Source organism: Caballeronia sp. SL2Y3 (genome assembly GCF_022879575.1).
GTDB lineage: Bacteria > Pseudomonadota > Gammaproteobacteria > Burkholderiales > Burkholderiaceae > Caballeronia.
In genome coordinates this window covers 1,090,314-1,110,885 of record NZ_CP084261.1, presented here as the reverse complement: position 1 = coordinate 1,110,885, position 20,572 = coordinate 1,090,314, and the positions used below count along the sequence as shown (strand labels likewise).

The 20,572-nt window shown below is 62.1% G+C and carries 21 protein-coding genes; 14 read left to right on the top strand and 7 right to left on the bottom strand.

Going from position 1 to position 20,572, the window contains the following annotated elements; genetic code table 11:
- From LDZ26_RS18425 to LDZ26_RS18410, 4 genes are all read right to left on the bottom strand, one after another.
- Entirely contained in the window at nucleotides 1-1,152 is a 1,152-nt protein-coding gene (locus LDZ26_RS18425) for an ATP-grasp domain-containing protein (protein WP_244850315.1), read from the bottom strand.
- Entirely contained in the window at nucleotides 1,152-2,081 is a 930-nt protein-coding gene (locus LDZ26_RS18420; protein WP_244849582.1) for an NAD(P)-dependent methylenetetrahydromethanopterin dehydrogenase, read from the bottom strand. The genes LDZ26_RS18425 and LDZ26_RS18420 overlap by 1 nt, the downstream gene beginning before the upstream one ends.
- A gap of 45 nt (nucleotides 2,082-2,126) precedes the next feature.
- Nucleotides 2,127-3,155, bottom strand: coding sequence for a beta-ribofuranosylaminobenzene 5'-phosphate synthase family protein (locus LDZ26_RS18415; protein WP_244849581.1), 1,029 nt, complete (start codon nucleotides 3,153-3,155; stop codon nucleotides 2,127-2,129).
- 789 nt (nucleotides 3,156-3,944) lie between these two features.
- A complete protein-coding gene (locus LDZ26_RS18410) occupies nucleotides 3,945-4,319 on the bottom strand; it encodes a 4a-hydroxytetrahydrobiopterin dehydratase (protein ID WP_244849580.1) in 375 nt (124 codons plus the stop codon).
- A gap of 380 nt (nucleotides 4,320-4,699) precedes the next feature.
- Between LDZ26_RS18410 and LDZ26_RS18405 the strand changes: the two genes are divergently transcribed.
- The 8 genes from LDZ26_RS18405 (at nucleotide 4,700) to LDZ26_RS18370 (ending at nucleotide 11,933) form a co-directional block, all read left to right on the top strand.
- Complete coding sequence (locus LDZ26_RS18405; protein ID WP_244849579.1) at nucleotides 4,700-6,508, top strand: methanol/ethanol family PQQ-dependent dehydrogenase; 1,809 nt, start codon at nucleotides 4,700-4,702, stop codon at nucleotides 6,506-6,508.
- An 88-nt stretch (nucleotides 6,509-6,596) separates the two neighbouring features.
- Nucleotides 6,597-7,010, top strand: coding sequence for a c-type cytochrome (locus tag LDZ26_RS18400; RefSeq protein WP_244849578.1), 414 nt, complete (start codon nucleotides 6,597-6,599; stop codon nucleotides 7,008-7,010).
- Nucleotides 7,011-7,127: 117 nt separating this feature from the next.
- The gene (locus LDZ26_RS18395) at nucleotides 7,128-7,979 is read left to right on the top strand and encodes a substrate-binding domain-containing protein (protein ID WP_244849577.1); all 852 of its coding nucleotides are present in this window, start codon (nucleotides 7,128-7,130) and stop codon (nucleotides 7,977-7,979) included.
- The gene (locus LDZ26_RS18390) at nucleotides 7,976-8,743 is read left to right on the top strand and encodes a hypothetical protein (RefSeq protein ID WP_370650706.1); all 768 of its coding nucleotides are present in this window, start codon (nucleotides 7,976-7,978) and stop codon (nucleotides 8,741-8,743) included. Before LDZ26_RS18395 ends, LDZ26_RS18390 begins: the two co-directional genes overlap by 4 nt.
- Nucleotides 8,744-8,749: 6 nt before the next feature.
- On the top strand, nucleotides 8,750-9,763 hold the full coding sequence (locus LDZ26_RS18385) for a quinoprotein relay system zinc metallohydrolase 2 (RefSeq protein ID WP_244849576.1): 1,014 nt from the start codon (nucleotides 8,750-8,752) through the stop codon (nucleotides 9,761-9,763).
- Nucleotides 9,751-10,647 (top strand): quinoprotein dehydrogenase-associated SoxYZ-like carrier, encoded by an 897-nt coding sequence (locus LDZ26_RS18380; RefSeq protein WP_244849575.1) that lies wholly within the window; start codon nucleotides 9,751-9,753, stop codon nucleotides 10,645-10,647. The genes LDZ26_RS18385 and LDZ26_RS18380 overlap by 13 nt, the downstream gene beginning before the upstream one ends.
- Entirely contained in the window at nucleotides 10,644-11,585 is a 942-nt protein-coding gene (locus LDZ26_RS18375; RefSeq protein WP_244849574.1) for an MBL fold metallo-hydrolase, read from the top strand. The genes LDZ26_RS18380 and LDZ26_RS18375 overlap by 4 nt, the downstream gene beginning before the upstream one ends.
- 39 nt (nucleotides 11,586-11,624) lie before the next feature.
- Nucleotides 11,625-11,933: an EthD family reductase gene (locus tag LDZ26_RS18370; RefSeq protein ID WP_244849573.1), complete on the top strand. Its 309-nt coding sequence runs from the start codon at nucleotides 11,625-11,627 to the stop codon at nucleotides 11,931-11,933.
- 7 nt (nucleotides 11,934-11,940) lie between these two features.
- Here LDZ26_RS18370 and LDZ26_RS18365 read toward each other — a convergent pair whose 3' ends face one another.
- Entirely contained in the window at nucleotides 11,941-12,687 is a 747-nt protein-coding gene (locus LDZ26_RS18365) for a Pr6Pr family membrane protein (protein ID WP_244849572.1), read from the bottom strand.
- Nucleotides 12,688-12,828: 141 nt separating this feature from the next.
- Nucleotides 12,829-13,386, bottom strand: coding sequence for a phosphonate metabolism protein/1,5-bisphosphokinase (PRPP-forming) PhnN (gene phnN / locus LDZ26_RS18360; RefSeq protein WP_244849571.1), 558 nt, complete (start codon nucleotides 13,384-13,386; stop codon nucleotides 12,829-12,831).
- A gap of 234 nt (nucleotides 13,387-13,620) precedes the next feature.
- Here phnN and LDZ26_RS18355 point away from each other — a divergent pair, with 234 nt between their 5' ends.
- Together LDZ26_RS18355 and LDZ26_RS18350 are read left to right on the top strand one after the other, a co-directional pair.
- A complete protein-coding gene (locus LDZ26_RS18355; protein ID WP_244849570.1) occupies nucleotides 13,621-14,985 on the top strand; it encodes an aromatic acid/H+ symport family MFS transporter in 1,365 nt (454 codons plus the stop codon).
- Nucleotides 14,986-15,202: 217 nt separating this feature from the next.
- Complete coding sequence (locus tag LDZ26_RS18350) at nucleotides 15,203-15,487, top strand: hypothetical protein (RefSeq protein ID WP_244849569.1); 285 nt, start codon at nucleotides 15,203-15,205, stop codon at nucleotides 15,485-15,487.
- Between the two features lie 96 nt (nucleotides 15,488-15,583).
- Here the strand turns inward: LDZ26_RS18350 and LDZ26_RS18345 are convergent, their stop codons facing one another.
- On the bottom strand, nucleotides 15,584-16,018 hold the full coding sequence (locus tag LDZ26_RS18345; RefSeq protein WP_244849568.1) for a VOC family protein: 435 nt from the start codon (nucleotides 16,016-16,018) through the stop codon (nucleotides 15,584-15,586).
- Between the two features lie 112 nt (nucleotides 16,019-16,130).
- On the opposite strand from LDZ26_RS18345, the gene LDZ26_RS18340 reads away from it, so the two are divergent.
- From LDZ26_RS18340 to LDZ26_RS18325, 4 genes are all read left to right on the top strand, one after another.
- Nucleotides 16,131-17,057, top strand: a complete 927-nt coding sequence (locus LDZ26_RS18340) for a LysR family transcriptional regulator (protein WP_244849567.1) — start codon at nucleotides 16,131-16,133, stop codon at nucleotides 17,055-17,057.
- Between the two features lie 19 nt (nucleotides 17,058-17,076).
- The gene (locus tag LDZ26_RS18335) at nucleotides 17,077-18,147 is read left to right on the top strand and encodes an FUSC family protein (RefSeq protein ID WP_244849566.1); all 1,071 of its coding nucleotides are present in this window, start codon (nucleotides 17,077-17,079) and stop codon (nucleotides 18,145-18,147) included.
- A gap of 158 nt (nucleotides 18,148-18,305) precedes the next feature.
- Nucleotides 18,306-20,129, top strand: coding sequence for an alkaline phosphatase (locus tag LDZ26_RS18330; protein WP_244849565.1), 1,824 nt, complete (start codon nucleotides 18,306-18,308; stop codon nucleotides 20,127-20,129).
- Between the two features lie 177 nt (nucleotides 20,130-20,306).
- Entirely contained in the window at nucleotides 20,307-20,549 is a 243-nt protein-coding gene (locus LDZ26_RS18325) for a hypothetical protein (RefSeq protein WP_244849564.1), read from the top strand.
- Nucleotides 20,550-20,572 lie beyond the last annotated feature (23 nt).

Here is a 20,572-nt window from a genome sequence, read left to right as displayed (position 1 = left end):
TCAATGGTTTCTGATGCGTTGCAGTATGCGCGCGCATTCGCTGTCGAGCGACGCGCGCAGCAAGTCGAGTTCGGGCGCGGTCGTCATCATCGTACAGACAGGCATGCCCGCCTCGATGCGCGCGCCGGGCAGCGGTATGTCGTGGCACGCGGGATCGGCAAAACAGGCATCGCTGAATGCCTGCGATGCGACGAAGCCGTGCGGTGCAAACACGACGCGCTGCCCCGCGATCAGCGGTGGTCGCTTGAGCGCCGTGTCGGTGTGCGGCAACTCGCCGTCGAGGCACGCGTCCAGATGCGCGCCGATCAAACCGCGCGGCCACGCGTCGGGCCATGCGGCCTCATACAGCGCCATGGTCGATGACGGGCGCGTGTTGACTTCGAGCACCTGGAACGTCTCGTTATCGAGCAGAAAGTCGAGGCTGCCAAGACCCGTGAGATCCGTTCGCCATACGATCGTTTCGATCGCGTCGACGATGCGCGTCGCCGTATCGCGCGGCAACGTCACAGGACCGAGCGACCCTGCGTGAATGAACGGCAGACGATGCGCGCTTACCGTGGTCTGCTCCGCGAAGCCGATGACCACAGCCTCGCGCTGCGCTGCGACGAAGAGCGCGGACATCGGGCGGCCTCGCGACAGCCGCTGAAAATAGGCTCCGGGCGGCGTTTGGTCGAGTTCGCGCGCCCATTCGATATGCGTGCCGCCGCAGCCGTCGCGTTGTTTGATGAGCCAGTCTCGCGCATCGGCGGGGCGCGTGAAGCGCACATCGGGATGGGCGATATGCGCGTCGTCGAGCAACGCGAAGAAGCGCCGCGGATCGCGCACGGCCGCCGACTGCGCGCCATTGCCAATGAAACGCGGCACGCCCGGCGCGCGGCTCAGTTCGATGGCGAGCGGCTCCAGCCCGCTCGTCACGACGAGCCCCAGCATGCGAGGCAGGCGTGCCACGCGTTGCAGCGCGTCGTAGAGACGCGCGCGGTCGATCGACAAGCCTTCGCCGCCGATGTCGAACCACATGCCCGCGTGCGTGCGCGTATCGCGGTCGCCGAAAATATCGAGCGCGACGACGTTCAGGCCCGCGCGCGCGGCCGACTGCGCGAGCATGCGCGCCGACAGTCCAGCGACGGCGACGCGCGGCGCGCGCGCGTTCATCACGCGCCCTGTCCCGCGACGATGGCGCGGGCTTCGTCGAATGCTTCTGGAAAACCCAGATACACCGGCTTGCCGCCGGTGCGCATGCGCACGAACAAGCGGTGTTCGGCCTGATACTTCACGTTGCCGATGGCAAGCGCGCCGATGCCGATGGCATCCGCGCGCGCTGCGCCGGCAAGCGGCTTGCCGTCGTCCATGACGTTGACCCCGGCGATGCCTTCCGGCGGCACGGCGTTCACGTCTGCGGCAATCAGCAGATGCTTCGCCTGCGCGATATCGGCGGCGTTCATCACTTGCACGCCCGCTGCGGCAGTGGCGAACACGATCTCCGCTCGCGCGAGTTCCCGATGCAATTGCTCCGTCGTACCTGTCGCGACGCCCGTTGTCGCGATATCGAAACGCCGGTTGATTTCGTCGCTGACTTGCGTGGCGCGCGACTGACTCGAATGGCTTGCGACGACGACGTCCGCGCCGAGCGATGCGGTCATCGCGGCGGCCACGCGTCCTACCGCGCCCGTGCCGCCGAGAATCAATACGCGCTTGCCGTCGAACCCGACCTGATGCGACGCCTTCAGATGCTTCTCCGCGAGCGCGACGAGCGCGGCGGCGGTCGTGTACGCGCCGCTGGGGTCGGCGAACACGGAGACTTCGAAGGGCGGCACCATCGCGTTGCGCGCGCGTTCGAGCATGTCGGCGGCGAGCATGGCGTCGCGTCCGCCGAGAAAGATGCCCGTGCGCGATACGCCTTTGGGGCCGCGCGAAAAGATGGCGTCCTGAGTGAGCTGCACGACGCTGCCCTCATCGACGTTGCAGTACGGCACGACGATCTGATAGCCGGCATCGGCCGCCATGTTCACATCGAACGGGCTCATTTGCGGCGTGCTCGTGAACATGTGCAGCACGTAAGGTCTTTCGGCGGCATCGGGCATGGTCTGGGCTCGGTCGGTGAGGATAATGATGCGTTGCGGCGCGATTCACGCAGCATTTGCGCCTGATTCGCGCGGACAGGCTGCGCGCCACGTCGCGCCGTGATTGCGGGCCGCGACGATGGAGAAGCTGAGCGATGCGTGCGGCGCCGCGCGTTGCGCGGTTGCGAGCGCGCGCTCGGCGTGCTGCGCGCTTGCAACGAATGCGAAGCCCACCGGCCCCCACGACGTCTGACCGATGCCGGCCTTCTGTTCTGCCGCAACCGCTTGCAGCGCATGCGCCACGGCGGGACTCGCGAATATGCCGCCTTGCGCGGGCGCGAAGTATTCGCCGATGGTCTGCTGCATGTCGCTGATGGCGTCGGCGAACGGTTCGAAGTCGCATTCGGCGACGGCGGGCAGAAGGCGCATCAACACGAGATGCGAAAGATGGGCGGCGAGCGCGGCGGGAAAGGGCGCAAGCGATGCGAGGCCGTGCTTTTCGGCTTCGCCGTGCAGCCCTTCGCGCGATGCGTCGTCGATGAGCAGCACGCGCCAGGCATCGGGGAAACGCTGACGCGCGAGCAGTGGCGGGAGCGTCGCGTTGTCGCTGTGCGCGGTGCTGCGTCCGCCATCGACGATCAGGCCGCCGTGATCGAAGCCGTGTATGCCGATGCCCGAACGCGCGCCGCGTCCGAGCAGGCGTGCGATATCGGCTGTGGTCAGCGCGTGACCGGTCACGCGGGCGAACGCGGTGCCGAGCGCCAGCGCCATTTGCGTGCCGGAGCCTAGCCCCGTATGGGCGCGCGGGGTTTCGTGTACTTCGATGTCGACCGGTTGGGTGACGCCTAGCGCCTCGTGGAGCCGCGCGAGGTACGCTTCGATGCGCTCGTGCTGCGCTTGCGTCGTTGTGCCGTCTATGCGCTCTTTGCGTTGGGCGCGCCGCGCGGTGATACGGGTGCCGTGTCCGTCGATGACGAGCCCCACGCTTCCGAACGCGCGGCCGAGCGAACCGTTCGGATCAATGAAGCCCAGATGCAGCCGGGCATCCGCCGAAAGGGTGATCGCCTGGGGCGGCGATAGGGCGGACTTGGGCATGGGTTTCTTTTCGCTTGCGCTCGTGGGGGGATTTTTATTGCCTCAGGCAAAAGGTGTACCAACTTTGTTGTTCTTCTTTTTTGTGGTGGAACCTGTATTCGCGTCGGTCTATTAGCGTTGCCCCTCCCCGGGGCGCGGGTCACTTTCTTGGCTGTCGACCAGAGTAGGCGCTTCAGCGCCGTACTCTGGTCCCATGCAAAGAAAGTAACCAAAGAAAGCAGCTTTTTTTAGCCCGCAGCAGCGACAGCGTGGTCACTTCGCAGAAAGTCATTGGCCCTCAGTTTGAATCAACCCTGAATCACCTTCCACGCCCACTGAGCGCCACGTCCTCCGAGCCCCTTGGCTCGTTAACACCACACCCTGTTTAGTGCTTCACGCTTCAAATCGCGCATCGCGCCGCGCATGAGTTCGCTGAGGCGCGGATCCGCCAGCACTGAGGTCAACGTATGAGAAGCACCCATACCGTTGCAAGCGTTCGGCGTTAACGAGCCAAGGGGCTCGGAGGACGTGGTGTTCAGCGGGCGCGGAGGGTGATTCAGGGCTGATTCAAACTGAGGGCCAATGACTTTCTGCGAAGTGACCACACTGTTACTGTCGCGGGCCAAAAAAAAGCTGCTTTCTTTGGTTACTTTCTTTGCATGGGACCAGAGTACGGCGCTAAAGCGCCTACTCTGGTCGACAGCCAAGAAAGTGACCCCGGCCCCGGGGAGGGGCAACGCTAATAGACCGACACGAATACAAGTTCCACGACAATAACCGCCCTCGCCCTAAACGGAAGAAGCAAAAAAATCAATCGTACTTGATATACCGAAACCGCTGATCATCGGAGGGCGTCCCGCTAAGAGGCCCTCCCTCGAGCGAGGGCCGCCACTGCACGACTTCTTCGATTTTGGAAGCAAGCGCAAAGTCTTTATCGGTGATGCCCTTGGCCGAATGCGTCTTGAGCTTCACGATCACGAACGCATAAGAAACAGTAAGGTCCGGATGATGCCAGGCCGCTTCCGCAAGATGGCCCACCGTATTGACGACCATCAGCGTGCCCTTCCAGCCTTCCGTGCGGAACTTGCGCCGGAGCCATCCATCCTCGAAGTACCAGTGTTTGAGCACACCGCTAAGACGCTCGGCAATTTCCGCATCGGAGTACACCTTCTCGGCTTGAGTCATGGCGAGGTCTCAAACAATACGTGAGTGATTCAGTATGCGCGTCTTTGTCAAAGGCGCACAAGCAAACGCAAACACTGCTGCGGCGCATCAGAAACGAATGAGCGAGAAGCCAGTGATTTCGCGGATTTGACACAGTATGTCTCGTGATACACCGCACGCTTACTCGCGAACATAAGCGAACAGCATGTCCTTCCCGCGCCATCACAGTACGCGAACGAGCGCATTAGACCGGCATGGAATATGCAATTGGCGTCGATACGCATGCGTTCGGCCATGACCGGGCACAGCGTAGCTCGTTACCTGCATTGAGAAGGCGCGCGCGATGCAAACCGGTAGCGTGGTCATCCCTGGGTCGGAGGCATCACCATTCTGGAGGAGACATGAACTTACGCACCCTGGTTCTTGGACTGGCGGTGGTTGCGACAGCAGGCCTGAATTCGTATGTGGCGCAGGCCGATCCGCAACTCGACAGCCTCATCAAGAATCCTTCGAATTGGGCAGCGCAAGCGGGCGATTACTCGAATCACCGCTATAGCACGCTCAAGCAGATCAACGAAAACAACGTCGGCAAGTTGCAGGTCGCCTGGACCATGTCCACCGGTGTGCTACGTGGTCACGAAGGATCGCCGCTCGTCATCGGCGACACGATGTATATTCATTCGCCGTTTCCCAACAAAGTCATTGCGATCAACCTAAAGGACCAAACGTTCATCTGGCAATACCAGCCGAAGCAGGATCAGCAGGTCATCTCCGTGATGTGCTGCGACACAGTCAACCGCGGCCTCGCTTATGGCGACGGCAAGATCTTCCTCCAGCAAGCCGATACCAAACTCGTCGCGCTCGACGCGAAGACCGGCGATGTCGTATGGAGCGCGCAGAACGGCGATCCGAAGAAAGGCGAGACGAACACTAACGCGCCACACGTATTCGGCGACAAGGTGCTGACCGGCATATCCGGTGGCGAATTCGGTGTGCGTGGCCGTCTCGTCGCGTACAACATCAAGGACGGCAAGGAAGTGTGGAAGGCCTACAGCACGGGCCCCGACGATGAGATGTTGCTGGACCCGCAGCAAACCATGACGTGGTCCGACGGCAAGATGATGCCCGTGGGCGCCGACTCGTCGACCAAGAGCTGGCAAGGCGATCAATGGAAATACGGCGGCGGCACGACATGGGGATGGTACGCATGGGACCCGAAACTCAATCTCGTCTACTACGGCACGGGTAACCCCGGCACGTGGAACCCGACCCAGCGCCCCGGCGACAACAAATGGTCGATGTCGATCTTCGCGCGCGACCTGAATACCGGCAAGGCGAAGTGGGTTTACCAAATGACGCCGCACGACGAATGGGACTATGACGGCGTCAATGAAATGATCTTGTCGGATCTGAACATCGGCGGCAAGCGAGTGCCCGCGATCGTTCACTTCGACCGCAACGGCTTCGGCTATACGCTGAACCGCGAAACCGGCGAACTGCTCGTCGCGCAGAAGTACGATCCGGCAGTAAATTGGGCCGATAGCGTGGATATCAAGAGCGGCCTGCCCATTCGCAACGCGAGCTATTCGACGCAAAAGGCGGGTCCTGACCACAACGTGAAGGGCATTTGTCCTGCCGCGCTCGGATCGAAAGATCAGCAGCCTGCCGCCTATGATCCGAACTCGAGTCTCTTCCTCGTTCCGACCAATCACGTTTGTATGGACTACGAACCGTTCCAGGTCGATTACGTGTCGGGTCAGCCGTTCGTCGGGGCAACGCTTTCGATGTATCCGGGGCCGAACGAAAACGGCGCGATGGGCAACTTCATCGCGTGGGATGCGGCCAAGGGCAAGATCGCATGGTCCAAGCCCGAGCGGTTCTCGGTGTGGTCCGGCGCGCTGGCGACAGCAGGCGGCATCGTGTTCTACGGCACGCTCGAAGGCTACATCAAGGCGGTACGCATCAAGGACGGCAAGGAGCTTTGGAAGTTCAAGACACCGTCCGGCATCATCGGCAACGTGTTCACGTATCAGTACCAGGGCAAGCAATACGTCGGCGTGTATTCGGGCATCGGCGGCTGGGCCGGCATCGGCATGGCGGCGGGACTCGAGAAGTCGACGGAAGGCCTCGGTGCGGTAGGCGGTTACCGCGAACTCGCGAAGTACACGGCGCTTGGCGGCACGCTCTTCATCTTCGCTGTCCCGAGTTGACATGGCGTGAGCAGGATTGCGCGGCGGCATGCGTGCCGTCGCGCAAAGCAGGGCCTTGCATAAAAAACATATTGAAGGAGACACGCGAATGATAGGCCGAACCATCCTGGTGTTGTCGATAGCGCTGGTTGCGTCATCCGCGCCTTTCGCTCAGACCTCGTCAGGGCAAATGAAGCCGGTGGCGTACCAGGTCGTCGACGGCAACAAGGTCGACAACGATACGCTGCAAGGATGGCGTACCTGGCGCGCGCTCGCGTGCGAACGGTGTCACGGGGCGAAGCAGGAAGGTCTGGTCGGTCCCTCTCTCGTCGACGCGTTCAAGACGCTCGACAAGAACGAATTTCATCGCACGGTCTTCGGCGGACGTGTCGACAAGGGCATGCCCGACTTCAGCGCAAGCCAGATGATGCAAAAGAATTGGGAGAATCTCTACACCTACCTGAAGGGACGGTCCGACGGCAAGATCAATCCGGGCGACCTGCAAGCAATCGATGCGAAGTGAAGGCATCGCGAGCGGCGCACGATGACCGCTTCTACTCCCGGAGGCTTCATGTTTCAGTGTAAGGCCAGTCGTACGGTGCGGTCCGGTCGTATGGCCGCATTGCTTTCAGCGTTTGCGATGCTTTCGACCGACGCCGCGTTCGCGCAAGGCGCAGGCGGCCCGCCGCCGAGCCTCCCGAACAACGACGGCGCCGACGGCGTGCTGCGCGTATGCGCCGACCCCAACAACATGCCGCTTTCGAACGAGAAGGGCGAAGGCTTCGAGAACAAAATCGCGAGCCAGATGGCGAGTGATTTCGGCTATAAGCTCGAATACACGTTTTATCCGCAGCGCATGGGTTTCGTGAGGAATACGCTGCGCGACAAGGTGCCGAATACCGAGCAATATAAATGCGACCTCATTATCGGCGTACCCAAAGGTTATGAACTCACTGCGACGACGCGGCCGTATCTGCATTCCACCTACGCCATGGTCTTTCCGAATCGCCCGGAATACGCGAATATCAAGACGCCCGCTGATCTGATGAGTCTGCCGCCGGATCAACTCAAGAAAATGAAGCTCGGCATCTTCGTCAAGAGCCCGGCCGTGGACTGGCTGCTCAGGAATAACCTCATCGAACAGGCGGTGTCGTATCAAGGGCAAAGCGGCGATCCAGAAGCGTTTCCTGGCGAGATGATCGAGCACGACCTGTCGCAAGGCAACGTCGATGCTGCGTTCGTCTGGGGACCGATCGCGGGATACTTCGTCAATCGTTCGGACAACAAAGTAAGGCTCGTTCCGTTCCCGCAACAGCCCGGCATTCGTTTCGACTTCGAAATCTCCATGGGCGTGCGCTACGGAGAGAAAGCGTGGCGCGACAAGGTCGATAACTGGATTGCGTCGAATCAGCCCAAGATCGACCAGATATTGACGAGCTATCAGGTTCCACTGCTGCCGCTGCAGCCGATGCAACCCGCGCAAGCACAATGAGAACGCCTGCCGTCACTCTTCGCGCGGTGATGACCGTATGCGCGCTGGGCCTGGCGCAAGGACATAGCGCGTTGGCCGCAGCGCCGCCGGCCGCTTCGACGACGAGCGCTGACATTGCGCCAGCCGAACGCCTGGTGTTCCTTCAGCCGCATATGAACGGCGTCGAGCCGCAGACGGAACTGGATTACTCGGTGGACTATTCCGGCCCGCCCGCGAAAGTCAGCGATACGGTGCGCGTGCTCGTCGTGAGTCCCGGCAACAGCAAGAACGATGCGCGCGTGACGGATCGCACCGGCCCTGTGAACGTGCCCGGCGGTCTGCCTTGCAATCCGGTCATCATCTATTTTCTGGAGCACGACATTGCCGAGATGGAGCAGTTGACGGGCGGACAGCGGCGCTACTTTCAGCAGCGCGTTCGTCTCGCATTGGCAGCCGCTCCGGCGATTACATCCGTATCGAGCGATGCGCTTGGAATCGGAGGCGGCAAGCATGTGATGGCGCGTCAGGTCGTCATTCAGCCGTACCTGAACGATCCAAATGCCGAACGTTTCGCACAGTACACAGGCAAGCGCTATACATTCGTGATTGCCGACGACGTCCCCGGCGGCCTTCTCATGATTCGCACGGAAGTGCCGGGCGCGGGCAACGACTTCGCGCATCCGCTGCAGAAGGAAACGATCGCTTATCAAGGGGCGCTCAAGAATCTGTCGCCGCCCGCGGGCGCGCCTGTAAAGGCGGGGAATGTGCCGCGCGCGAGCCGATAAGGTCGCATGAGCCTCGGCCGCTCGACTACGCATGCGCCGGGAGGCGAAGCAGCTATCGCGCGGACGTGTGGCGTTTCGGCGCGAGTACGCATCAAGGCGTTCTCATTCTCATGGCATACGTTGACGCTCTTTGCGCTTCTTGTCGGACAGACGCGCGCGGAACCGCCGCTTTCCATGCAGGAGATCGCGCCCGGCGAATACGCGCATCGCGCTCACGATGACATTGCGACACGCGCGAACAAGGGCGATATCGCGAACGTGGGCTTCATCGTCGGCACGCGCTGCGTGGCGGTGATCGACACGGGCGGCACGCTCGCAGAGGGACGCGCGCTGAGGCAAGCGGTACGACAGGTCACGCCGCTGCCGGTCTGCTATGTCATCAACACGCACATGCACCCGGACCACATCTTTGGCAATGCAGCGTTCAAAGACGATCATCCGCAATTCGTCGGAAGCGTGAAGCTCGCGCAAGCGGAGGCGGCGCGCGCGGATAACTATCTTCGCGCGCTAAACCGGGAACTCGGAGACATCGCCGAAGGAAGTGAAATCATCGGGCCGACGCAAACGGTGGATGGCAGCGCAACGCTCGATCTCGGCGACCGTGTACTGACGTTGCGCACATGGCAAACAGCGCATACCAACAACGACTTGACGGTATACGATGAGAAGAGCGGCACGTTATGGACCGGGGATCTGCTTTTCGTGCGCTGCATTCCGGTGGTGGACGGAAGTGTCGTCGGCTGGCTCGATAACATCGCACGTATTAAGCAGATGAATCCGCGACATGTCGTGCCGGGACATGGTCCGCTCGATCCGCCGTGGCAGCAGTCACTGGAAGCAGAAGAGCAGTACCTTGCCGAACTCGCGCGTGACGTGCGCGAGGCCATCAAACGCGGCGCGACGATTCAACAAGCCGTCGATACCGTTGGCCTCGATCAGCGCGACAAGTGGCTGCTCTACGAGATCTATCATCGTCGCAACGTGACTGCGGCTTATGCGGAACTCGAATGGGAGCAGTAACAGGCAGCATGGAGGGCATCATGATGACCGATACGCCTGGCCCTATGCGCGCATGCGGCGCACTGTTCGCGCTGCTTGCGTTGATGACATCGCTCGCGCAAGCGGCACAGCCGGACGACGACCCGAGTAAGGTCGCCCGCTGGCTCGATTTCAAGGAAGGCGCGTTCAAGGGACGAACGGTCGATACGCATGGCGAATCCGTCATCACGCTCGACGCTCCTGCACGCGCGGCAGATGCCGCCGTCGTTCCTATCGCGATCAACGCGCAGTTCGCGCAAAGTCCCGCGCACTACATCAAGAAGATCTACCTTTTCATCGACGAGAATCCCGAGCCGTACGCGGGCTATTTCGAATTCACGCCCGAGTCCGGACTGGCGAGCATCGAAACGCGTGTGCGCGTGGAGGACTATACGTTCATGCGCGCCATCGCCGAAACAAACGACGGGCACCTGTATAGCGCCGTGCGCTTTGTTAAGGCATCGGGCGGTTGCTCGGCACCCGCCGACAAGGACGACGATGCAGCCGAACGCGCGGCAGGCGCGGTTCGCGTGCAATCAGAGGGCACGGCGGTTGTCGGCAAGCCGCAACTCGCGCAAGTGATGGTGCGGCACCCGAACCGCACGGGCATGGCGATGAACCAGATCACGCGCAACTATGCGACGGCCTATTTCATTCGCAAGGTCGCCGTCACGTATGCGGATAAGCCGGTGATGACCGCGAACGTCAACTTCTCGATCAGCGAGAACCCGAATTTTCGCTTCTACTTTCTGCCGACCGGGAATGGCGAGTTGAAAGCGCATATAGAGGACACCAAGAACAAGCAGTTCGAAGGCGCGATTGCTATTCAGACGCAAGCGGCCGGGCAAGCGTCGGCAATGAAATGACGCTGCGCTGTGCGAAGTGGCTCATCGCCGCCCTTGTCATTGCATGCGGTGCGTTGGCCGGACCGGCGATGGCCGCGCTCGCCGGCATGCCCGCGCCAACGCGTATTGCGCCTGGCGTGTACGCGTTCATCGGCACGGGAGACGCGGTGGCGCCGGAGAATCATGGCATCGTCGCGAATAACGGCTTTATCGTCGGAAAGAGCGGCGTGACGGTGATCGACACGGGGCCGTCTTATCGCTATGGCCGCGCGATGATCGAAGCCATCCGCAAGGTGACGCCTTTGCCGGTGACGCTCGTCATCATCACGCATCAAGCGCCGGAATTCGTCTTCGGCGCGGCTGCCTTTCGCGACCAAAATGTGCCGATACTCGCGCATGTTCGCGCGGCGCAACTCATCCGTGATCGCTGCTCGATTTGTCTTGCGAATCTGCGCAAGACACTCGGTGAAGATGAGATGGCGGGCTCGCGCGTGACCGTGCCTGACCGCACCATCGACGGAACCACTGAAATAGAGAGCGGCGGCCGCAAGTTGCAATTGCTGCATTTCGGCCCCGCGAGCACACCGGGCGATCTGGCCGTGCTCGATACCGAAACCGGTGTGCTGTTCGCGGGCAGTCTGGTTTCGAATGGCCGGATCCCCGAGCTACGCAACGAGCAGATACCGGGCTGGCTCGCTGCGCTCGAAAACCTGCGTGCGCTCGATCTGAACACCGTCGTGCCCGCGTTCGGTCCGCCTTTGCGCGGCGACGCCATTCTGCAGACAGGCCTCTATCTGCGCGAACTCGATGCATCCGTGAAGCAAGCCTATAAGCGCGGCATGAGTCTTACTCAAGCAATGCACGCAGTGCAGTTGCCTGCGTTCAGCGGCTATAAGCTGTACACGACCGCGCAGCCGCAGAACGTACAACGCATCTATCTTCAGTTGGAGAAGCAGTAGCCCATTCCCTCAAGCAGCCCCGCACCAAGGAGACACGACATGGCCAAGCTGGTTGCGCTCTATAAAACGCCGTCGGACAAACAGGCATTCGATGCACACTACACATCTACGCATGTTCCGCTCGCCAAAAAGCTACCGGGCCTCAGGCGCTATGAGTTGAGCACGGGAGCCGTCACGGTGGCGCAAGGGGAATCGCCGTATCACCTCGTCGCCGTACTCGAATTCGATTCGCTCGATGCGATCCGCTCCGCGCTCGAATCACCGGAAGGCCAGGCAACCGCCGGCGATCTGTCCAACTTCGCGCAGGCGGGCGTCGAGTTGTTGATGTTCGATACCAAGGATGCCTAAGTATCGTTCAATGCGGCGCGCCCGAATCCGATACGTCGTCGGATTCGACTTCCGGGTCGGGCACGCGCAAATCGTCGCGCCGGTGATTGATGACGAGAAAGACGCTCATCAGCACGAGAAAGGCCACGATCAACATCGCCGCGTTGAGAAACACGCGCTCGTAACCCAGCTCGGACACGTCGATGAACCAGTACGGGTAAAACTCGGACTCGCTTCCGCGCCATAGCGTCACGAAGAGATAGCCCAGCGGATAGACGAGCCAGAGCGCGCATCGCCGCCACGAAAGATGAAAGCGCGGCACGAACAAGAGCCAGTACAACGCGGACAGCGCGGGCACCACCGTATGCAGCGATTCGTTGACGAACGCGCGATAGCCTGATGGCGTCCATAAGAAGCGCAGCAGCGTGTTATACGCGATGCCGACGAAGACCATATACACGACGACTGCCGTCACGACCGTCGGCTGACGAAAGAAGCGCGCAAGCGGTGCCTGAGCGCGCGTGGCGACACACGTGAAGCAGATGGCCGTGAGCAATACCGTCAGATTCGTGAGGTAGCTGCTCATGCGCGCGATACCGTCCATGACGGTCAGGCCGCGATCGAGCGAACGTGCAATGGTCAGGTCGGTTTGCGCCGCGATGGCAAGCCACGCGACCATTGCGATAGCCGCAGCCAGAGCGAGCGAAGCAGTGCTTGGGGTATGAAGCGGCAAGTCGGGCTCGTGCCGCCGCGAGTTCTCTTGGGACTTGGACATGCGGTCATTTTATCGGCGCATGTAAAAGCATGCAGGCGGGGCCTCGGCGGTAACGTATGCATTTGGACGCCTTCGTGCGTGATTGCACGAATGGTTAGGGCCGATTCAGGAGCGTGCGCCAAATGCGTTCGATTCGGCGCGCTATGGTCCAGCGTGACCGACGATGCTCAAGAACTCGTTGCCGGCGTCTGCTAGCAAGCCGGAATTATCGATGTGGACCACGCGCGCGTGGCGCGGCAGTTCGAACGCGGGCCTGCGTGCGAGCCGCGCCTCGATATGCCGCGCATCTTCGCGTCCGCGTCTCGCAAGACGCGCGGCCAGCACGGCGGGCGCGGCATCGATATGCACGAAGCATGCGTCGGGGTAACGCATGAGCGCCTCCGGCGCGTGCTGGCGCGAACCGTTGACGACGACGGAGACACCGCGCGCGAGCCACGCATCCAGTTCGATACCGATGCCATAGCGCAGACCGAGGCTTTCCCAATGCATCGCGAAGAGGCCGTGAGAAAGGCGGGCGGCGAATTCGTCGGGCGTGAGCGCGATATGGTTCTCGCCGTCGGCAATGGCGCGCGTGATGTACCGATGCGCGAACATCACGCGTGCGCCGACGCGTTCGCGTGCGAACGCCAGCAGTGAATCCTTGCCCGCCCCGGAAGGGCCCATGACATAGATCAGCCTCGCGCTTTCCGTCTTGGTCATGCGATGTCCTGTGCAATGTTCGCGATCGAAGATCGATTGTAGAGTGCAGGAACGCTGCGAGACGTGCACACGGATACGATTCGACAAGTCGGCCGCCACGTACCTTTCAATTCCGGGTAACCCCGCGTTGCGGCACATGGGGCTATTCCGTATTCTCACGCGAAACGCATAGTTCGCTATGTGAATCGTTGTTCGCATAGCGAACGTTCATCGTCTCTTTCGGAAGGGAATGAAGTGAGCAGAAGTCCAAACGTGAACGTGCAGACGTTCATCAACGAGCACCGGTTTTCGCCGTTTCAGTGGCTCATCTTCGGCATGTGCTTCGTCATCGTGCTGCTCGACGGCTTCGATACGGCAGCCATCGGCTTTATCGCGCCGTCGCTGGTGACCGAGTGGCACATCAGCCGGCCGGCGCTCGCGCCCGTGCTGAGCGCGGCGCTTTTCGGCCTCGCCGCTGGCGCGCTGCTTTCTGGGCCCTTGTCCGACCGCCTCGGCCGCCGGGCGATGCTGTTGTCGTCGGTGATCGTCTTCGGCGTCGCGTGCTTTGCATCCGCGTATTCCGCGAGTCTCGAGCATTTGACGACGCTGCGCTTCATCACCGGCCTCGGCCTCGGCGCGGCCATGCCGAACGCCGTCACGATGATGAGCGAGTTCTGTCCCGACAACCGTCGCGCCACGGTCATCAACCTGATGTTCTGCGGCTTTCCGCTGGGCGCTGCATTCGGCGGCTTCCTCGCGGCATGGATGATTCCGCAGTTCGGCTGGCGCAGCGTGCTGTTCCTCGGCGGCGTCGCGCCTCTCGCGCTTGCGGTGCTGCTTCTCATCGCGTTGCCGGAATCCGTGCGCTATATGGTGGCGAAGTCGAAGCCCGTCGAGAAAATTCGCGCGACGCTTGCCCGCATATCCGACGATGCTCATCACGCCGGCTCGTTCTTCATGACCGAAGCCGCGCCTGCCGTGCAGGGTCAGAGCGGCATGAGCGTGGTGCTGTCGCGTTCTTATGTGATCGGCTCCATCATGCTGTGGCTCGCGTACTTCATGGGCCTCGTGATCTTTTATGCGTCGATCAACTGGATGCCGATTCTCCTCAAGGAGTCCGGCTTGAGCCCGCAACGCGCGACGCTCATTTCCGCGCTGTTTCCGCTCGGCGGCGTCGGTGCGGTGCTGCTCGGCGTGCTGATGGACAAGTTCAACGCGAACCGCGTGATTGCAGCGTGCTATGCATTGACCGCGGTCAGCGTCTACTGCATCGGACAGGCCGTGGGCAACGTCGGCTTGCTCGTGCTGGTGGTGTTTCTTGCGGGCGTCTTGATGAATACCGCGCAATCGTCGATGCCCGCGCTCGCCGCCGCGTTCTATCCGACGCAAGGGCGCGGCACGGGCGTCGCGTGGATGCTCGGCATCGGGCGCTTCGGCGGCATTGCCGGATCATTCCTCGTTGCGGAACTCACGCGCCTGCATTTCAGCTTCGGCGGCATCTTCGCGGTGATCGCGGTCGCGGGGCTCGTCTCTGCGGTCGCGCTCCTCATCAAACAGGCCGCTCATCCGCAGCGCGCGGTGAATGCCGATCTCAAGACGACGGGTCCAGTGAGCCACTGAACGCGTTATGCGATTCGCGGCGCGTGGTGACGCGCGCCGCGTTGTCATGTCGATTGTCACGGTGATGCAGCTTCGTCAGCTTGCGAATCGTCAGACCGTGGCACGTCCCATGCTCCAAAGGTCTTGCGACCGGCCGTCGCTTGCATCACTCGACGGCCAGCATGCAGAACAAGCTGCAACCATCGCATTCGCAAACCGCCAACAGGAGTCATTCGACATGAAACGTATCGCTCTCTCCTGCGCCGCCGGCGCATTCGCTCTCGTTTGCGCATCCGCGTTCGCGCAGGACAATCCGCCGAGCTCGGCCACGGGCCTGCAAGCAGGCGACAACGCGCAGACCACCACGCAGGGCTCGGGAATGTCGCACAAGCACTCCCAATCGAAGAAGAAGTCCCACAGCAGCCATTCGTCTTCGAACAGCGGTTCGACCACGGGCCAGAGCGGCACCGCAACGCCGGGCGGTCCCGGTGCACCGGTCAGCGCAAGCGGCTCGGGTCAGTAAGCAGGTCAGTAAGCATTACGCTCGCACGATGTAAAAACGGGACGCCGATGGCGTCCCGTTTTCATTTGCAGCGCGAGCGGGCGAAGGGTCAACAAGTCACTTCGCGAACAGCGACGCCATGTTGGCGAAAGCCTTCACCTCCACCGCATTGCCCGACGGGTCGAGGAAGAACATCGTCGCCTGCTCTCCGACTTCCCCCTTGAAGCGAATATGCGGCTCGATGATGAAGCGCGTGCCCGCCGCCTTCAGTTTTTCCGCGAGCGCTTCCCACTGCGGGATGGACAGCACCACGCCGAAATGGCGAACGGGCACGGCGTCGCCATCGACCGCGCTCGTCGACCGATGACCGACTTCGTCCGGCGCAAGGTGCGCCACGATCTGGTGCCCGTAGAAATTGAAATCCACCCAGTCTTCCGAACTGCGTCCCTCGGGGCAGCCGAGCAGTTCGCCATAGAACGCGCGCGCATGCGAAAGACTGTGAACGGGAAACGCGAGATGAAACGGCGGCATGGCGTCGTGCGGGGTGTTCATGGTCAAGAGGTCCGTGAGGGTTGATCCAGAGAAGCCGCTAGTGTATTCATGAACGAATTCCATGAAAAACGATAAATTGCGGGTCTGAGCAACAACGGAATCGATCAATCAGATGCTGCGCGAATTGAGGACTTTCATGGCGGTCGCTCGCCACGGCACCTTTGCGGGCGCTGGGGCGCATATCGGCTTGACGCAATCGGCGGTGAGCGCGCAAATGCAGCGGCTCGAGGCGCATCTCGGCTTTGCGCTTTTCGATCGCACCGGCCGATCCGCGACGCTGAACGCAGCAGGGCGCCGCACGCTCGAACTCGCCGATGAACTGATCGCGCTCTATGCGCGTCTTGCCGAACCCGGCGGAGAGGAAGGGCGGGGCGGCACGCTTTCGGTAGGTGCTATCGCATCGGCGCATGCTGCGTTGTTGCCCGATGCCATCGCTGCGTTCCGGCGCGACATGCCGGCATGGCGCATACGTCTCGTGCCGGGCGTCTCGCTCAATCTGCTCGCACAGGTGGATGCCGCCGAAGCCGACATGGCCGTCATCATTCGCCCGCCCTTCTCATTGCCTGCGGAATTGCGCTGGCGCACGCTGATCGCGGAGCCGTTCGTGTTGCTCGCGCCGGCCGCGAAGAAGCGCGCGACATGGCGCGAGCTGATAGAGAACGAGCCGTTCATTCGATACGACCGGCGCTCGTTCGGCGGCCGGCAAGTGGACGTCTTCCTGCGCAAGAAGCGCATTGCGGTGCGAGAAGCCATCGAGGCGGATGAACTGCATGGCATTGCGCAACTCGTCGCACGCGGCATGGGTGTCGCGTTACTGCCGAAGTCGGCGGGCATCGGTGCGTGGCCGCGAGGCACCGTAGCGCACGATCTCGGCGACGATACGTTTCATCGCGAGATCGGTCTCGTCGAGCGGGCGCGGCGCGCCGAACACGACGCAGCCGCGCAGCTTGCCGAATGCATCGCCAAAGCAGCCCCGCGCGACACTGATTCAGTTCGAGCTAACGCAGTTGCACGACCCGCCCGGAAGAAGCGCAGCTAGACGCACAAGGTGAATCGCGATGAATGCTCGCTACCTGTTGGCAATGAACGCGTGGTTCGAACGCATGGACCCCGGCACGCATCGGCGCATCAAGGGCTTGCGGCTCGTGACGGCGTATGGCCTTGCCGCAGCCATCGGCGCCTTGCACGATGTGACGCGCGACGTGCCCGCAAGCGTGTCGGTCGGTTCGCTCGCCGCGACGTTCGCGCTGTGGGCGAGCGTGTCCGAGGCGCGCGCGACGCGGCCCGAATCGAGCCGGGACCTCGCGGTGCTGTCCCTGGCAGCCGCGTGCGGCGCGTTTTCCCTTGCATGGCTTGGGCCGTGGTTCGACGGACTAGGACGCAGCGGTGCCGAGTTCATCCTTGTCTCCGGGGCCTTTTTCGCGGGCTATTTCAAGCGCTTCGGCGTGACGGGCGCGGGCATCGGGTCGCAGTTCTATATCGGCCAGGTGGCCGCTTACGTGATGAAGCTCGCGCCGATGGATACGTGGGCAATCGTGGTCGCCCTGCTGATCGCCATGCTTGCGGCCATCGTGCCGCGTCTCTTGAGCGGGCCTGCGGAACATCCCGTGGTCCTGCCTGCGCTCGCATCGCAGCCGGTCTATGGCAGAGAGGCGGTGTCGCCCGCTTTCGCCATGGGTCTGCAAGCAGCGAGCGGCGCGCTCGCCGTGGCGCTGCTCAATGCGGCCTTCACGCTCGCCGAATCGGCGTGGGCCATCACGGCATGCGTCTATGTCGTCGCGACGTCCGCAGTGGGAACGGCGGACCGTGTGCGAAGGCGTATTTATGGCACGCTGGTGGGCGTGCCCATCGGAATCATTTGCTTGCCGCTTGCGGAGCACGCGCCGCTTCTCGTCTGGGCGATGGCCGCCATTGCGATGATCGTCTACGCGATGGCCTTGCCGGACCGCTACGACATTGCATGTGGGGCCTTCGCCTTTGCGCTCATCGTGACGCTGGCCGCGAGCGGCATCCATTCCGTGCCGCTGCTCGCCGCGCGCGCATGGGAGACGCTTCTCGGCGGCGCCATCGGATTGCTTTGTGCAAGGCTCGTCTTTCCTCTGCGGACCGTTCCACAGCGCGATGCTTGATAGAACGATCGTTCTATACCGGTCCGGTATTGACACTGACACCCGCTGTTTGTAGCGTGTAAGCCATCACATCGTCCGTTAGCCGCTATCGGTCGGATTCGAAGTCGACACATCGAGCGCGCATGGCCTGTCTGCCACGTTGTTTCCTGGAGGCTTTCATGGATCGTCGCCGCTTTATGTCGTTGTCCATGTTCTATACCGTTGCGGCGGCGTCCGGCACGCTCGCGGCCTGTCATCATTCGAGCGATGACGAGGGCGGCAGCAGCGCGGGCGGCGGCACCACGCCACCGCCCTCGGGCGTGTATGCGTTCGCTCAGGGCGTCGCGAGCGGCGACCCGCGCGATACGTCTGTCGTGTTCTGGACACGCTGCGTCGCCAATGCCAGCAGCGCCTCGCAAACGGCGATCGCGCTGACGTTGCAAGTTTCCACGCGTCCGGATTTCTCGCAACTCGCGGCGAGCGTGCCCCTCAGCGCCATTCCCGACTACGATTTCACGGTGCGAGCCAAGGTCACGGGTCTCAGCGCGAGGACGACCTACTATTACCGCTTCATTGCCGGCAGTGACATCAGCGCGACGGGCGCGACACGCACCGCAGCGGCGGCCACCGAATCGCTTGCGCAACTGCGCTTCGCGTGGTTCGTCTGCCAGAACTGGAGCGTGAATCACTGGCAGGCGCTTACGCTGCTCGCAGCGGAAACCGACCTCGATTTCGTCGTGCATCTGGGCGACTATATCTACGAGACCGTCGGTAGTCCGAACGAAAAGAATGCCGCCGAGCCGGCGCATCCACAGATCACGTTGCCCGATGGCGTGGCAATAGCAGGCGGCGGCGTCTATGCAAACACGCTCGCCGATTACCGCACGCTCTATCGCACGTATCGCGGCGACGCGCGCTTGCAGACCGTACATGCGCGCTTTCCCGTGATCGCCATCTGGGACGATCACGAGTTCTCGGACGATTGCTGGCAAGACCACCAGACGTACACGAACGCGAACGTGCAGCAGACAGCGCGACGCCGCAATGCGAATCAGGCGTGGGCGGAATACTTACCGGTGGATTGGGGCGATGTGTCGTTCGACCTCAACAACGCCAGCTACGACAACATTCGCATTTACCGGGACTTCCACTTCGGCTCGCTGATTCACCTCGTCATGACCGACGAGCGGCTCTATCGCGACGATCATGTGGTCAGCGAAGCGGCTGTCGCGCAGAGGCTGGGGCATGATCCGGTGAACGGCAACGATCTCGTCGGCTCGCGCTACGCGGTCCCGCAACAGGTGCTCGCGCAGTTCGAAGCGGCGGATACACAGCGTCTGGGGCGCGTTCCGTCGATGCTCGGCCCGGTGCAGACGCAATGGTGGAAGGACACGCTCAAAGCCTCGACCTCCATCTGGAAGGTATGGGGCAACGAAGTGATGATGAATCGCTTGTGGCTCGACCTGCGTTCGATCGCGCCTGCGCCCGACAACCTCGTCTTCGTCATGGATTGCGACGCATGGGACGGGTATCCATCGCACAAGGCCGATCTCACATCGTTTGTGAAGGCGCAAGGCATCACGAATCTCATCGCCATCACGGGCGATCTTCACGCGTTCCAGGCGGGCATCGTGCGCGATGTGCCTGATCCCGCGACAGGCACGCCGGTGCTCGTCGATCTCATGGCGGCGGGCGTCAGCAGCCGCCCGTTCTTTCAGGATGCGACGAACTATGTGGCCGGCATGCCGCTGGCATCGCTCATCAGTTCATCGTCGGCACTGGATGCGTTCATCAGGCAGAACAATCCAGACATGCTGTATGCGGACCACGACGCTATCGGCTATGCATCGGCGACAGTCACGCCCACGCAGTTCGTCGCGATCTACAACAAGGTGAAGGGGCTGAATGCGGACGGCACCGCGCCGCAAAACCCCTTGCAAAAGCGCACGCGTTTGACGATCAATGCGGGCGCCGTGGCGATCGCGGTGGAAGACAACGTCTGATGCCAGTGCGCAAAGCGCTTCATTCAGGGCGCTTCCGCCATTCGTATCCGCGCTTCTGGGGGGATTTCACGGTCGAGTCACGCACGTAGACTGCGTGCACATTTCGGAAGGTCGGATGCTGGCAGGGCAGTGCATTGGCCGATGAAGTGGACATCTGAAACCTTCAGGAGTACGACCATGATCAGCAAAGTTACCGGCATTGTTGTCGTTGCGGCCTCGCTTGCCGCGCCCTACGCGCTCGCAAGCGGCTATGGTCCTGCGCCGCACTACAAGCCCGATACCGGCGCGCCGACGTCGCCACAAGGCATGAACACGCAGACTATCGCGGCGGACGAATCCGCTGCGCCGGGAAGCCAGAGCGGAGACGCGAGCGTGTCCAAAGACAAGCAGGATAGCCCGCTCATTCAGGCGCAGGATTGACGCTGGGCCTGCAACGCATCGAC

What these genes read in the sequence shown, in the direction of transcription:
- LDZ26_RS18425 (WP_244850315.1), bottom strand. Translation starts at nt 1,152, where the DNA reads ATGAACGCGCGCGCGCCGCGCGTCGCCGTCGCTGGACTGTCGGCGCGC.
- LDZ26_RS18420 (WP_244849582.1), bottom strand. Translation starts at nt 2,081, where the DNA reads ATGCCCGATGCCGCCGAAAGACCTTACGTGCTGCACATGTTCACGAGC.
- LDZ26_RS18415 (WP_244849581.1), bottom strand. Translation starts at nt 3,155, where the DNA reads ATGCCCAAGTCCGCCCTATCGCCGCCCCAGGCGATCACCCTTTCGGCG.
- LDZ26_RS18410 (WP_244849580.1), bottom strand. Translation starts at nt 4,319, where the DNA reads ATGACTCAAGCCGAGAAGGTGTACTCCGATGCGGAAATTGCCGAGCGT.
- LDZ26_RS18405 (WP_244849579.1), top strand. Translation starts at nt 4,700, where the DNA reads ATGAACTTACGCACCCTGGTTCTTGGACTGGCGGTGGTTGCGACAGCA.
- LDZ26_RS18400 (WP_244849578.1), top strand. Translation starts at nt 6,597, where the DNA reads ATGATAGGCCGAACCATCCTGGTGTTGTCGATAGCGCTGGTTGCGTCA.
- LDZ26_RS18395 (WP_244849577.1), top strand. Translation starts at nt 7,128, where the DNA reads ATGCTTTCGACCGACGCCGCGTTCGCGCAAGGCGCAGGCGGCCCGCCG.
- LDZ26_RS18390 (WP_370650706.1), top strand. Translation starts at nt 7,976, where the DNA reads ATGAGAACGCCTGCCGTCACTCTTCGCGCGGTGATGACCGTATGCGCG.
- LDZ26_RS18385 (WP_244849576.1), top strand. Translation starts at nt 8,750, where the DNA reads ATGAGCCTCGGCCGCTCGACTACGCATGCGCCGGGAGGCGAAGCAGCT.
- LDZ26_RS18380 (WP_244849575.1), top strand. Translation starts at nt 9,751, where the DNA reads ATGGGAGCAGTAACAGGCAGCATGGAGGGCATCATGATGACCGATACG.
- LDZ26_RS18375 (WP_244849574.1), top strand. Translation starts at nt 10,644, where the DNA reads ATGACGCTGCGCTGTGCGAAGTGGCTCATCGCCGCCCTTGTCATTGCA.
- LDZ26_RS18370 (WP_244849573.1), top strand. Translation starts at nt 11,625, where the DNA reads ATGGCCAAGCTGGTTGCGCTCTATAAAACGCCGTCGGACAAACAGGCA.
- LDZ26_RS18365 (WP_244849572.1), bottom strand. Translation starts at nt 12,687, where the DNA reads ATGTCCAAGTCCCAAGAGAACTCGCGGCGGCACGAGCCCGACTTGCCG.
- phnN (WP_244849571.1), bottom strand. Translation starts at nt 13,386, where the DNA reads ATGACCAAGACGGAAAGCGCGAGGCTGATCTATGTCATGGGCCCTTCC.
- LDZ26_RS18350 (WP_244849569.1), top strand. Translation starts at nt 15,203, where the DNA reads ATGAAACGTATCGCTCTCTCCTGCGCCGCCGGCGCATTCGCTCTCGTT.
- LDZ26_RS18345 (WP_244849568.1), bottom strand. Translation starts at nt 16,018, where the DNA reads ATGAACACCCCGCACGACGCCATGCCGCCGTTTCATCTCGCGTTTCCC.
- LDZ26_RS18340 (WP_244849567.1), top strand. Translation starts at nt 16,131, where the DNA reads ATGCTGCGCGAATTGAGGACTTTCATGGCGGTCGCTCGCCACGGCACC.
- LDZ26_RS18335 (WP_244849566.1), top strand. Translation starts at nt 17,077, where the DNA reads ATGAATGCTCGCTACCTGTTGGCAATGAACGCGTGGTTCGAACGCATG.
- LDZ26_RS18330 (WP_244849565.1), top strand. Translation starts at nt 18,306, where the DNA reads ATGGATCGTCGCCGCTTTATGTCGTTGTCCATGTTCTATACCGTTGCG.
- LDZ26_RS18325 (WP_244849564.1), top strand. Translation starts at nt 20,307, where the DNA reads ATGATCAGCAAAGTTACCGGCATTGTTGTCGTTGCGGCCTCGCTTGCC.